This window comes from Cupriavidus sp. 01L415, from assembly GCF_056400065.1.
Genome location: NZ_JBFTSP010000030.1, coordinates 14,736 through 28,383, shown reverse-complemented (window position 1 = coordinate 28,383; position 13,648 = coordinate 14,736). Strand labels below are relative to the sequence as shown.

Annotated in this window: 10 protein-coding genes; 7 read left to right on the top strand and 3 right to left on the bottom strand. The window is 66.0% G+C overall.

Translation table 11 applies throughout. The features are described from left to right. Window positions 1-280: 280 nt before the first annotated feature. Complete coding sequence (locus AC1DOX_RS26335; protein ID WP_441621387.1) at window positions 281-502, top strand: hypothetical protein; 222 nt, start codon at window positions 281-283, stop codon at window positions 500-502. Between the two features lie 154 nt (window positions 503-656). Here AC1DOX_RS26335 and AC1DOX_RS26330 read toward each other — a convergent pair whose 3' ends face one another. After that, complete coding sequence (locus AC1DOX_RS26330; protein ID WP_441621385.1) at window positions 657-1,982, bottom strand: cytochrome-c peroxidase; 1,326 nt, start codon at window positions 1,980-1,982, stop codon at window positions 657-659. Window positions 1,983-2,219: 237 nt separating this feature from the next. On the opposite strand from AC1DOX_RS26330, the gene acpA reads away from it, so the two are divergent. Both acpA and AC1DOX_RS26320 read left to right on the top strand, forming a co-directional pair. Continuing rightward, window positions 2,220-4,346, top strand: coding sequence for an acid phosphatase (gene acpA, locus AC1DOX_RS26325; protein ID WP_441621383.1), 2,127 nt, complete (start codon window positions 2,220-2,222; stop codon window positions 4,344-4,346). Window positions 4,347-4,652: 306 nt separating this feature from the next. Further along, a complete protein-coding gene (locus tag AC1DOX_RS26320; protein WP_441621488.1) occupies window positions 4,653-6,086 on the top strand; it encodes an MFS transporter in 1,434 nt (477 codons plus the stop codon). A 140-nt stretch (window positions 6,087-6,226) separates the two neighbouring features. Here AC1DOX_RS26320 and AC1DOX_RS26315 read toward each other — a convergent pair whose 3' ends face one another. Continuing rightward, complete coding sequence (locus tag AC1DOX_RS26315) at window positions 6,227-6,946, bottom strand: SDR family NAD(P)-dependent oxidoreductase (RefSeq protein ID WP_092140372.1); 720 nt, start codon at window positions 6,944-6,946, stop codon at window positions 6,227-6,229. A 181-nt stretch (window positions 6,947-7,127) separates the two neighbouring features. On the opposite strand from AC1DOX_RS26315, the gene AC1DOX_RS26310 reads away from it, so the two are divergent. Next, entirely contained in the window at window positions 7,128-8,003 is an 876-nt protein-coding gene (locus AC1DOX_RS26310) for an EamA family transporter (RefSeq protein WP_441621380.1), read from the top strand. 30 nt (window positions 8,004-8,033) lie between these two features. On the opposite strand, the gene AC1DOX_RS26305 is transcribed toward AC1DOX_RS26310, so the two are convergent. After that, a complete protein-coding gene (locus AC1DOX_RS26305) occupies window positions 8,034-8,645 on the bottom strand; it encodes a GNAT family N-acetyltransferase (protein ID WP_441621378.1) in 612 nt (203 codons plus the stop codon). A 91-nt stretch (window positions 8,646-8,736) separates the two neighbouring features. Here AC1DOX_RS26305 and AC1DOX_RS26300 point away from each other — a divergent pair, with 91 nt between their 5' ends. The 3 genes from AC1DOX_RS26300 to nirB all read left to right on the top strand — a co-directional run bounded on the left by AC1DOX_RS26300 (window position 8,737) and on the right by nirB (window position 13,632). Further along, window positions 8,737-9,273: a winged helix-turn-helix transcriptional regulator gene (locus AC1DOX_RS26300; RefSeq protein WP_441621376.1), complete on the top strand. Its 537-nt coding sequence runs from the start codon at window positions 8,737-8,739 to the stop codon at window positions 9,271-9,273. Window positions 9,274-9,705: 432 nt separating this feature from the next. Continuing rightward, entirely contained in the window at window positions 9,706-11,019 is a 1,314-nt protein-coding gene (locus AC1DOX_RS26295) for an MFS transporter (RefSeq protein ID WP_092140110.1), read from the top strand. 51 nt (window positions 11,020-11,070) lie between these two features. Next, entirely contained in the window at window positions 11,071-13,632 is a 2,562-nt protein-coding gene (gene nirB, locus AC1DOX_RS26290; RefSeq protein ID WP_441621374.1) for a nitrite reductase large subunit NirB, read from the top strand. The last annotated feature ends 16 nt before the right edge of the window (window positions 13,633-13,648 follow it).

Below are 13,648 nucleotides of genomic sequence, written 5' to 3'. Positions count from 1 at the left end.
TGACGTGGATGTGACGCGGTGGATGTGACGCGGCGGATGTTGGCCGGAATCCGCGGTGATCCAGCGGGCTCTGCGTGGCACGCATGTATCGATTTTGTATCGGATGGAACCCGCCCCGGACGGGCTCGTCAAATCCATGACTGCCGACAATGACGAGACCATCACGATGCGCTGCAGCGTGAATTTCGCCCGCCGATAGTTCAAACTCCCCGTTGGAGGGTGCACTGCCAAGCGTCCCCGAGTCCCCAGCAACCGCTCCCCTCTCGCCAAGGAGAACACCGTGCTGAGCCCACACGAACTGGCCACGCTGATGCTGATCGGCAATGGCCCGCATACCCACTCCGATACCACCGCGGACACTCGCGAAATCGATCCTGTCGACCTGGACGCGCTGATCGCCCAGCAACTCGTCCGCCTGGAATCCAGACAGGGACGACGTCCCTGCCCTCAAATCACGCCGCATGGCCGCTCGATGCTGGAAGCGGTCGGGCGAACGTGCTGACCTCGCCAGACTTTTCCAAAACGTTTCCCGGACGTTTTCCAGACGATTCCAGGACGTTCCGTTTTATTCCGCCAACCATGCCCGCCCGCAATGCCCACCCAACCAAGGAGGCATTGGCTGAGCGGCGCCCTGCATCGACTGCGCGCAGCCGGTGTCAATGCGCTGCGGGCACCTGATAGCCGTCCGTCAGCGTCTTGAGGAACGCGATCACATCGCGCATCTCGCCTTCGGTCATGAGCGGCTTGTCGCCGGGCTTGCCACCGAACGGCGCCTCGGTGTTGATGTTCTCGTGATACTGCGGCGGCAAGTCATCGTACTTCCTGACCTTGCCATCCTTGCCGCGCGGATACCACTTGCCCGGCCGCACGTCCCGTTCCGCATAGAAATGCAGCACCTCGTCCAGCGAGTGGAACACCCCGTTGTGGAAGAACGCCTGCCGCAGCGCCACGTTGCGTAGCGACGGCGTGCGGAACAGGCCGCAGTAGTCGCCGCGATCCTTCAGGTCGGTCCGATCCGGGCCGCACAGTCCCATGTCATAGAACCGTGGGTCGGCATTGCCAGCGAGCTTGCGATTGCGTGGCACGCCGACCGCGATAAAGCCAAAATCCGAGAACGCCGGGAAGGCGCCCTCGCGAATATCGCCGGGATGGCACGCGGCGCAGTTGCCCTTGTTCGGATCATTGAAGACGCGCAAGCCGCGCAGTTCCTGCGGCGACAGCTTTGCCTGGCCGCGCAGCACCGCATCGTATTTGCTGGTGTAGGGATAGAACTCCGACGGCACCTCCTGAAACACCTCCAGGGCCATCAGCACCGCATTGAACGCGGTGTCGTCATCGTCCAGCACATCCTGGCCGAGCACCTTGCGAAACGTCTCCGCGTGCGGACCCTTGCGGATCTTCTCCACCACCACGATCGGTTCGCCGTTGGCCATTTCATGGGCCGACAGCAACGGGATGCGCGCCTGGTCGTGCGTGCTGTTGGCGCGGCCGTCCCAGTTGTGGCCGCCCGTCGGCCCCTGGTCTTCCGAGTCGTCGCCGTCGTCCTCGTGATAGTGGTCCGTGTAGGGCGGCACGTTTTGCACATAGCGCAGCGAAGGCGCGGCACGCACGCCCGTGCGCGTCATGTCCGGCCCGCCAAGCTGGACGGACAGATTGTTGGGCGGGCCATAGGCGTGATCCGGGCTGTGGCAGTTGGCGCAGGACTGCTTGCCGGACGCCGACAGCGATGCGTCGAAAAACAGCGAGCGACCCAGCGCCGTCAGGGCTGGAATGTTGGGCCGCCGCTCGGCCATCATCGCGTAGAACGGCTTGGGGGCCGAGGCCATCGCCACCACTGGCGCCGGGGCCTGCGCGGCCGTCTCCTGCCTGCCGCAGCCGGTCATCAGGCAGGCCAGCACGGTCATCAACAGGCCGCCGGCGATCCGCACCCAGACGGTCAGCGAGGGGAGCGAGGCATTCAGCAACAACGGCGGCAGCAGCATGACGGAACGATGACGGTGGAATGACGACGGGATGGCGCAGGAGGCTATTCCTCGCGGATGACAGCCGCATGTCAGTCACGAAAACGCCACGCTCCGTCTCTCATCAATGACGCCAAGTGAAGCGTCGAGCATCATCAATCTGACACACACCCGGCTCAAACTCGCGGCGCACCCAGAAGCACCCACGCTTTTTTTGAAGTGCCGCAGTACCTCCCACACATAAGAAAGAGGAAAGCTATGAGCCGTCTCCCCCGTCTGTGGCCACTGGCCGCAATCGCCGCTGCATGCCTGTCCGCTTGCGGCGGCAGCGATTCCGGCAGCACCGCCGCCACGACTTCCGGCGTCGTCACCGGCAGCTACTTCGAGCATGCCAAGGTCTGCATCGACGCCAACAACAACGCCAAGTGCGACAGCAGCGAAACGTCCGCCTTCACCGACGCCAAGGGTGCGTTCACGCTGAACGGCCTGGGCGCCGTGGTGGCGGAAATCGGCACGGATGCCTTCCGCAATGACGACAGTGGCGGCCATGCCGCCGTGTCGCGCAAGCTGGTGTTCCGCGCGCCGGCCGGCGCCAACGTCGTGATCAGCGCCATCTCCACCGAACTGACCGCCCTGATGGATGCCAACGGCGGCAACATGGATGACGCGCGCAGCCAGCTGGCCAACCGCCTGGGCGTGGCCGCGGACAAGCTCCTGCAAGACCACAACAAGGAAACGGATGCCAAGGTCAAGGCTGCCCTGCAGGCCGAGATCGAGCAGGCCATCGACCTGATCGCCGATGCCGTGGCGGCTGGCGGCGATATCGGCGCGGCCATCCGTGACGGCGTGACCAAGCGCCTGGCGCTGAACGCCATCAAGACCGTGGTGGTGATCTACGCCGAAAACCGCGGCTTCGACAACCTCTACGGCCTGTACCCGGGCGCCAACGGCATTCCGGGCGTGAACCCGGACGCCAAGGGCACGGTAGAAGCCCAGAAGGACTTCGACGGCTCGGCGCTGGCCACCCTGCCGCCGACCTGGGGCGGCCTCACGGCAGCGGGCCAGACGGTCCAGCTGCCGCAAGCCAGCACCGTGGGCTGGGCCAACAAGCCGTTCCGCATCGACGATCCGGCCGGCGTGAACGGCACGGGCGTGGTGGTGGGCCAAAACGTGGTCACGCGTGACCTGGTGCACCGCTTCTACAACAACCAGATGCAGATCAACGGCGGCAAGAACGACAAGTTCACCGCGTACTCCGATGCCGGCGGCCTCGTGATGGGCTATTACGACGGCAGCGGCATGGCCATGTGGAAGCTCGCCCAGCAATACACGCTGGCCGACAACTTCTTCATGGGCGCGTTCGGCGGCTCGTTCCTGAACCACCAGTACCTGGTCTGCGCCTGCGCCCCGATCTATCCGGATGCCGAGAATTCGGTGGCCAAGGGTTCGATCTCGGCCATCGACGTCGACGCCAAGGGCAACTTCACGGGCCTGTCCATCAAGCCGACCAGCCCGACCAGCATCCAGACCGGCACGGCCCAGTATGTCAACGACAGCACGCTGACGGCCAAGGACAGCACGGGCGTCTACTACGCCGTGAACACGATGCAGCCGGCCTATCAGCCGAGCGGCAACGCGCCGGCGTCGACCGACAGCACCAAGCTGCTGGCGGACCCGACCAAGGCCAACACGCTGCCGGCGCAATCGCAGGACACCATCGCGACACTGCTGGACCAGCGCGGCATCACCTGGGCCTGGTACTCGGGCGCGTGGAAGGCCGTTTCCGCAGACCTCACGCTGATCAACAATGGCCAGGCCGTGCCGAACTTCCAGACGCACCACCAGCCGTTCAACTTCTATTCGGCGTTCAGCCCGATCGACCACGCCGACTACCGCGCGAGCCACCTGAAGGACTTCGATGCCGATTTCCTGACGGATGCCGCCGCGGGCAAGCTACCGGCCGTGACGTTCTACAAGCCGCAGGGCAACCTGAACCAGCACGCGGGCTACGCGAACGTGGCTGACGGCGATGCGCACATCGCCGACGTCATCAAGAAGCTGCAAGCCAGCCCGCAGTGGAACAACATGCTGGTCGTGGTGACCTATGACGAAAACGGCGGCTTCTACGATCACGCCGAAGTGCCGAAGGCCGACCGCTGGGGCCCTGGCACGCGGATTCCAGCCATCGTGATCTCGCCGTTCGCCAGGAAGGGTTTCGTCGACCATACGCAATACGACACGGCGTCGGTGCTGCGCTTCATCACGCACCGTTTTGCGCTGCCGACGCTGCCGGGCCTGAAGCTGCGTGACCAGTCCCTGATCGCCAACGGCAAGCCGGCGATGGGCGACCTGTCCAACGCGCTGACGTTCACGGCGTCGAAGTAAGCGTCCGGGAAACCGGGGCGCCGGGCGGTCGGGCTTTCCGCCACAGGCGGGATGGCTCGGGCTCCTGTCCAGGGCAAGAACAAGGGGGCGGTTCCGAAAGGGGCCGCCCCCTTTTTTGTGATTGACGATTTCGGTTGCCGGCTCGCGGACCTCGCGCTCCCCGGCGCCCCCTTCGCGCCGGATCTCCCGGATTCGCCCATCTGGCGTTGCCTATACTGGGCGGAACGACGATCCCGTGCTCATGGCCCGTGACGACAAGTTCGTGCGCGACATCCCGCGAACGACGGCGAATAACAGGAGGCCCCTATCACCGGCTGGCAATCCGACATCCCCGCTCGCCTCGACCGCCTGCCCTGGTCCGCATGGCACTGGCGCGTAGCCATAGCGCTGGGCATCGCCTGGGTGCTGGACGGACTGGAGGTGACGCTCGTCGGATCGGTGGGCGCGGTGCTGGAACGGCCCGATACGCTCGGGCTGACGGCCGCGCAGATCGGCTGGTCCGGGTCGCTCTATATCGCGGGCGCGGTGGTCGGCGCGCTGGTGTTCGGGCGCATGGCCGACCGGCTCGGCCGGAAGAAGCTCTTCCTTGCCACGCTGATGGTCTATATGGCGGCGACGCTGGCCACCGCGTTCTCGCCGGGCTTCGCGTTCTTTGCGGCGTGCCGGTTCGTGACCGGGCTGGGCATCGGCGGGGAATACGCGGCCATCAATTCGGCCATCGACGAACTGATTCCCGCACGCGTGCGAGGCCGCGTGAACCTCGCCATCAATGGCAGCTTCTGGCTGGGGGCGGCGCTGGGCGCGGGACTCAGCTTGCTGCTGCTCGACCCGCGCGTACTCGGGCCGGTATGGGGATGGCGCGGGTGCTTCGCGCTTGGAGCGGTGCTGGCGGTGGCGATCGTCCTCGTCCGCCGCCATGTGCCGGAGAGCCCGCGCTGGCTGGCCACGCACGGCCGCCGTGCGGAAGCGGAACAGGTGATTGCCGGCATCGAGGCGGAAATCGTGGCGCGATACGGTACCCTGCCGCCCTTGGATGCCCGCGCAACGGTGACCTATGCCGGCAAAGCCGTGCCCACCCTGCGGGAAATCATCCGATTGCTGGTGCGGCATTACCGCACGCGCAGCATTGTCACGTTCGCGCTGATGATCTCGCAGGCTTTCTTCTACAACGCCATCTTCTTCACCTATGCGCTGGTGCTGACCCGCTTCCAGGGCGTGCCGGACGAGCGCGTCGCGCTGTATATCTTCCCCTTTGCCATCGGCAACGCGCTGGGGCCGCTGATCCTCGGGCCCCTGTTCGACCGGATCGGGCGACGCAAGATGATTGCGCTGACTTATGTGCTGTCGGGGATCGGTCTGGCGGCAACCGGCTGGGCGTTCATGGAAGGCTGGCTCGATGCGCGGTCCCAGGCGCTGTGCTGGTCGGCGGTGTTCTTCCTGGCGTCCGCGGCAGCCAGTTCCGCATATCTCACGGCCAGCGAGGTCTTTCCGCTCGAAATGCGGGCGATGGCCATTTCCGTGTTCTACGCGGTGGGGACGGGGACGGGCGGCTTTATCGCGCCAGTCTTGTTCGGGATGCTGATCGAGACCGGCAGCCGTGGCGCGGTGGCGGTGGGCTACGGCATTGGCGCGGCGCTGGTGATCGTCGCGGGCGCACTGGCGCTGCGATTCGGGGTGGATGCGGAACGGCGGCCGCTGGAGGATATAGCGGCCCCGCTGGGCAGCGATTTCAGGCGCTAGACGGCGTCAGGGGCGAAATACCACGCCGGCGCCACCCGCACTGCGGCTTATGTTATTCCATCATTTCGCGCCGATATTTATGGCCGGATATAGCCACGCTGCCGGCGGGCGCGTAACGACGACAGCCAGATCTTCCAGCACTAGCTCAACCCATCCAGCACCAGATGCTGCCCGTGCACGGCCTGCGCGGCGTCGGAGGCGAGGAATGCCACGGTGCGCGCGGCGACGCCGGTGGATACCCACCGCGTGGGGTCGGCAGATGGCATCGCCTGCCGGTTGGCGGGGGTGTCGAGAATCCCCGGGGCGATGCTGTTGACGTTGATTCCCGCGCCGCGCACCTCGTGGGAGAGGCTCTCCACCAGCCGCTGCAACGCACTCTTTGACGCGCTGTACGCGCCCATCGCCGCCGCGCCGGCCAGGGCGCCTCGCGCCGTCACGGCCACCACCTTGCCGCTGCGCTGGAACACCATCGCCGGGATGAAATGACCGGTCACGGCGACGAAGGACCACGCGTTCAGATCCATCATCCGCATCCATGACTCGCGGCTCAGCGCATGTGTCGGCTCGCCCATCTCGAACCCACCGGCAACATGGACCAACACGTCCACCGTGCCAAACGCATCGAGAATGGCCGAGGACACCGGCCCCATGGCGGTATCGGACGTGACATCCGCCGCGTGGAGCAGCATGCCGCCGTGATCGGGCTCGGGATGGGCAAACACGCTCTGCAGGTGTTGCAGGTCGCGATCGATGAGCGCCAGCCGGGCGCCCTCTGCGGCAAAGCGGCTGGCCACAGCGCGGCCCAGCGCGCCGGCGGCGCCGGTGATGACGACATGACGGGGGGCGGCAGCGGTTTCCATGGCAGGCTCCATCGGATGCGTCCATCCACCATATAACCCGCCGCCAAGGTTCGCAAAATTGTTGCAATGCGGGCAACTGTACAGCGATGGCGTCCGCCATCTGTGTATGGCACCGCGGGGCGCCCTCGGGCATGATGCGGCTCCGGCGCAAACCGCCCCCCTCTGCATCCAGGACACCGACTTGCCTCTTACCCGCATCAAACAAAGCGATACGCTGATCGCCGTTCTGGCCCTGATCGGATCGATGGCGTCACTCTGCATCGGGACCTCGTTTGCCAAGAGCCTGTTTGTCGCCCTCGGGGCCCAGGGCACCACGGCACTGCGGGTGGGCTTTTCCGCGCTGATCCTGCTCTGCGTCTGGCGGCCGTGGCGATTCGCGCTGACGGCGGCCAACGCGCGGGCCATCGCGCTGTACGGCGCGGCACTTGGCGCCACCAACCTGCTGTTCTATATGTCGCTGCGCACGATCCCGCTGGGACTGGCCATCGCGATCGAATTCACCGGCCCGCTGGCGGTGGCGATCCTGTCGTCGCGCCGGGCCATCGACTTCCTGTGGATTGGCTGCGCCGTGAGCGGACTGTTGTTGCTATTGCCGATGGGCGAAGCCGCCACGCACCTGGACCCCGTCGGCATCGGCTTCGCGCTGGCGGCAGGCGTCGGCTGGGCGCTCTATATCGTATTCGGGCAGATGGCTGGCAATGCGCATGGGGGCCAGGCGACGTCGCTGGGCCTGACGATGGCCGCACTGGTCACGTTTCCGTTTGGATTTGCCCACGCAGGCACGTCGATGTTCACCCCGGCGTTGCTGCTCTCGGGGCTGGCGGTCGGGCTGATGTCCAGCGCGATTCCCTATTCGCTGGAAATGGTGGCGCTGAAGCGATTGCCGCGCCGTACCTTCGGCATCCTGCTCAGCCTGGAGCCCGCGATGGGGGCGTTGGCCGGGCTTGTGTTCCTGCACGAGCAGCTCACCACCATCCAGTGGGTGGCCGTCTGCGCCATCATCATTGCGTCGATCGGCTGCACGGTCACTGCAAAAGGCCGGAAGCAGGCGGAATAACGGTAGTTGGTAGCTGGAAGCTGGCGGGCGTCAGGCGGCGGAGAACCAGTCCCTCGGCAGCCTCGCCGGGTTGGCGCCGCGCTTGCTGACGTCCGCCAGCGTGAGCGCGACTTCGTGCAGCAAATTGTCTTCGGGGTTGCGACGGGTCGAGAAGCCGCAATCACGCATGATGGCCAGCATGCGGCGATTCTCGGTCAGCACGTCGCCGCGCATCCCGCGCAGGTTGGCCGCCCGCGCCAGTTGCTGAAGACGCTGGATCAGCCGGCGGCCCAGGCCCTGGCCCTGCCAGTCATCGGCCACCACCACCGCAAACTCTGCGATACCGTCGTCGCCCACCACATACTCTGCGCTGGCGATGATCGTCGGCTCGACGGCAGCGGGATGCTGCGCCGTCACGACCAGCGCCACGTCGCGTCCGGGATGGTGGCTCACAAATCCGCGGATGGTCTCGTCGGCGATGCGGCCGCCGGTCAGGAAGCGGAAATAGCGGCTTTCGCGCGACAACGCGTCGATGAAAGTCCGCAGCCCGGCGTCATCGCCCTGTTGAACGGCACGCAGCGTCACTTGTGCACCACCACGGACCATCCAGCTTTCTTCGCGGACGGAGGCTTGTGCCTTGCTGTCGACCTTTGCACCACTCATGACGCACTCCTGACTACATTTTCTGTAGTCAGGAGTATAGGCGATACCCTGACTTTTTCAAATGAAGTTAGCCTGCTATGCTGGAACCACCATGCCGACCACGCCGCCCGTCGATCTCAGCCAATGCTCCATCGCTGCCGCGCTCGCCTTGCTCGGCGAGAAGTGGACGATTCTCGTCTTGCGCGACGTGTTTTCCGGTGTACGTCGCTTCGACGAGTTCCTCCAGCGTCTGCAGTGCTCGCCGGCCGTGCTGTCGGCGCGGCTCAAGACGCTGACCGAGGCCGGCGTGCTCCGTCGCGTCAGCTATAAGGAACCGGGCGAGCGCGAGCGCTTCGAGTACCACCCCACCCGCGCGGCGGTCGAATTGCTGCCAGTCCTCGTTGGCCTGATGCAATGGGGCGATGCCCATCTGTCTGGCGTCGGCTGCGGCCCCGCCGAGGTCCGCTCCAGGGTGAACGGGCTCAAGGTGCGTGCCGCGCTCGTGGATGAAGCGGGCGATCCGGTCGCGCCGTCCGACATGCGGCTCCTCGCCGTCCCCATGCCCGCTGCGCGACCTGCCGGCCACCCAGACACGCAGACCGATGCCCCAGCCACCGCCGACAGCCACGGCGGACACGGGGGCCAGTAGCGCCCTGGCAGACCATGCGGCCCGCATCACTTGCCGCGCTTCGCTCCCCCGCCTGACTAGCCGCAACACGGCTGTCGACGCATCCGCCGTCCGGATTCGCCACCGCCGTCGACGCACACCCCGCGCACTGCGCAGCGTCATTGCACTGCACCATTGCCGTGCGGCCGCCCCAAGCTGGCGCCGCACCATGATGCATAAACGTGCAGCAAGCACCGCTTTTCCACAAAAAATCCCCGTTTCAGGCGTCCTTGCCGCCACCTCCAGACCTGGCACACCGCTTGCGATATAGAGCGCGGGCCGGTCAACGGCGATCCGCCCACCCCACACAGCACGACGGCTATCTCATGTAGCTGTCGTCAGGACAACGGCGTCCCCAGAACTGGCCCTCCTTGCCAGCCTCTCGGGACGCCTTTTGTTTTTCGGAGCACGAGGATGAACGGAAAAGCCACACGGATCGACCTGCTGAGTCTGAAGACCCCGCAGATGCGCGCCTTCCACCTGACCTGGATGGCGTTCTTCGTCTGTTTCTTCGCGTGGTTCGCCTGCGCGCCGCTGATGCCGGTGCTCAAGGGCGAGTTCGGTCTGACGCCGGGCCAGATTGCCAACATCAACATCGCAGCCGTGGCGGTGACGATCCTGGTGCGCCTGGTGATCGGCCCCATGTGCGACCGCTTCGGCCCGCGCAAGACCTACACCGGCCTGCTGGCCATCGGTGCCCTGCCGGTGCTGGGCGTGGCGATGGCGCAGAACTATGAAACCTTCCTGTTCTTCCGCCTGCTGATCGGCGCGGTGGGCGCGAGCTTCGTCATCACGCAGTACCACACCTCGGTGATGTTCGCCCCTAACGTGGTCGGCACGGCCAACGCGGCGTCCGCCGGCTGGGGCAATGCCGGCGGCGGTGCCGCGCAAGCCGCCATGCCGCTGCTACTGGGCGCCATCCTGATGATCGGCGTGGACCACGCCCTCGGCTGGCGCCTCGCGCTGATCGTGCCGGGCGTGCTGATGCTGATCATGGCCGTCGTCTACTGGCGTTATACGCAAGACTGCCCGGAAGGCAACTTCTCCGACCTGCGCGCCCGCGGCATCGCCGTGAGCGGCGGCAAGGGCGGTGGCGGCTGGGCCAGCTTCCGCGCCGCCAGCGCCAACTACCGCGTCTGGATGCTGTTCATCACCTACGGCGCCTGCTTCGGCGTGGAGATCTTCATCCACAACGTGGCCGCCACCTTCTATGTCGATCGCTTCGGCCTGTCGCTGTCGGCCGCCGGCCTGGCCGCCGCGAGCTTCGGCCTGCTGGCCCTGTTTGCCCGCGCCCTGGGCGGTTATGTCTCCGACCGCGTGGCCCGCCGCCGCGGCCTGGACGCCCGCTCGATGGTGCTGTTCGTCTTCATCCTCGGCGAAGGGCTGGGCCTGCTGTGGTTCGCGCAAGCCAGCAGCGTCACGCTGGCCATCGTCGCGATGCTGCTGTTCGGCCTGTTCACGCACATGGCCTGCGGCGCCACCTACGCGCTGGTGCCGTTCATCGATCGCAAGGCGCTGGGCGGCGTGGCCGGGATCATCGGCGCCGGCGGCAACGTGGGCGCGGTAGCGGCCGGCTTCCTGATGAAGGGCCTGGGCGACCTGCGGATGACGCTGACCTACCTGGGCGTGGCCGCCACCGTGGCCGCCCTGTGCGCCATCGCCGTGCGTTTCAGCGCCGAGCACAAGGCCCGCGAGCAAGCGCTGTACGACAGCGCGCTAGCCAACTGATTTCCCCTGACAACTAGAAACACCCCCGAAAGACCGGACAAGGAAAGCACCATGAAGATCATCATCGTCGGGCACGGCATGGTCGGCCACAAGTTCCTGGAATGCCTGGCCGAAGCCGGCGCGCAGGACCTCGAAGTGACGGTGCTGTGCGAGGAACCCCGCCCCGCCTACGACCGCGTTCACCTGTCCGAATTTTTCGCCGGCAAGTCCGCCGAAGACCTGTCGCTGGTGCCGGCGGGATTCTTCGAGCAGCACAACAACATGCTGCTGCGCCTGAACGCCAAGGCCACGGCCATCGACACCGCCGCCAAGACGGTGACCACCTCCACCGGCGAGACGCTGTCGTACGACAAGCTGATCCTCGCTACCGGCTCCTATCCGTTCGTGCCGCCGCTGCCCGGCAAGGACCGCAAGGACACCTTCGTCTACCGCACGATCGAAGACCTGGAAGCGATGCAGGAATGCGGCGCGCGCGCCCGCACCGGCGTGGTGATCGGCGGCGGCCTGCTGGGGTTGGAATGCGCCAAGGCGCTGCGCGACATGGGGCTGGAGACGCATGTGGTCGAATTCGCCCCGCGCCTGATGGCGGTGCAAGTCGACGAAGGCGGCGGCCGCATGCTGCGCCAGAAGATCGAGGCCCTCGGCGTGATGGCCCACACCGGCAAGAACACCGTTGAAATCGTCGATGGCACCGACGGCACCCATCGCATGAACTTCACGGACGGCACGCACCTGGACACGGACATGATCGTGTTCTCCGCCGGCATCCGTCCGCGCGATGAACTGGCGCGCGCCAGCGGCCTGACGATTGGCGAGCGCGGCGGCGTGGCCGTGGACAACAACTGCCTGACGTCCGATCCGCACATCTACGCCATCGGCGAATGCGCGCTGTGGCAAGGCAAGATCTACGGCCTCGTCGCCCCCGGCTACGACATGGCCCGCGTGGCCGCCCGCCATCTGCGTGGCGACGCCGCCGAGTTCAACGGCGCCGACATGAGCACCAAGCTCAAGCTGATGGGCGTGGACGTGGCCAGCATCGGCGACCCCCATGGCAATGTGCCCGGCAGCCGCTCGTACCAGTTCACCGACGAGCGCAAGCAGGTCTACAAGAAGCTGGTGGTGTCCGACTGCGGCAAATACCTGCTGGGCGGCGTGCTGGTCGGCGATGCCGCCGAATACGGCACGCTGCTGCAGATGATGCTCAACCGGATCGAGCTGCCGGAATCGCCGGAATTCCTGATCCTGCCGTCCTCGGACGGCAAGGCCCGTCCGGCACTGGGTGCCGACGCGCTGCCCGACACTGCCCAGATCTGCTCGTGCAACAACGTCAGCAAGGGCCAGATCTGCGCGGCGGTGGGCGACGGCGCGACCAGCATCGGCGCGCTCAAGTCGTGCACCAAGGCTGGCACGGCCTGCGGTGGCTGCGTGCCGCTGGTCACGCAGATCATGAAGGCCGAGATGAAGAAGCAAGGGATGGCGGTGAACAACCACCTTTGCGAGCACTTCCCGTACTCGCGCCAGGAGCTCTATCACCTGGTGCGCGTGGGCAAGTTCAAGACGTTCGAAGACCTGCTGGCCGCACACGGCAACGGCATGGGCTGCGACATCTGCAAGCCGACCGTCGGCAGCATCCTGGCCTCGTGCTGGAACGAATTCGTGCTCCAGGAGGATCACGCCAGCCTGCAGGACTCCAACGACTACTTCCTGGCCAACATCCAGAAGGACGGCACCTACTCCGTGGTACCGCGCATGCCGGGCGGCGAAGTCACGCCCGACGGCCTGATCGCCGTGGGCCAGGTCGCCAAGAAGTACGGCCTGTACACCAAGATCACCGGCGGCGCGCGCGTTGACATGTTCGGCGCGCGGCTTGAGGAACTGCCGATGATCTGGGAAGAACTGATCGCGGCGGGCTTCGAGTCCGGTCATGCGTACGGCAAGTCGCTGCGGACGGTGAAGTCATGCGTCGGCTCCACGTGGTGCCGCTACGGCGTGGACGATTCGGTCGGCCTGGCCATTGAGATCGAGAACCGCTACAAGGGCCTGCGCGCGCCCCACAAGATCAAGTTCGGCGTCTCCGGCTGCACGCGCGAATGCGCGGAGGCACAGGGCAAGGACGTCGGCATCATCGCCACGGAAAAGGGCTGGAACCTCTACGTCTGCGGCAACGGCGGCATGAAGCCCCGCCACGCCGAACTACTGGCCGGCGACCTGGACCACGACACGCTGATCCGCTACATCGACCGCTTCCTGATGTTCTACATCCGCACCGCCGACCGCCTGCAACGCACCAGCACGTGGCGCGACAACCTCGAAGGCGGCCTGGACTACCTGAAGTCGGTGGTGATCGACGACAAGCTGGGCGTGGGCGCCGAGCTGGAAGCCGAAATGCAGCACGTGGTGGATACCTACGAGGACGAGTGGAAGAAGGCCGTCACCGACCCGGAGACCCGCAAGCGCTTCCGCCACTTCGTCAACAGCGACCTGCGCGACGACAACCTGGTGTTCCTGGAGGAGCGCGGTCAGATCCGCCCCGCCACGCCGGAGGAACGAAACTTGCAGCGCTCCCGCCTGAGCCACATCCCCGTGGTTGCCGTGCCCGCAAAAGCAGCCTGATTCAATGGAGAACGTG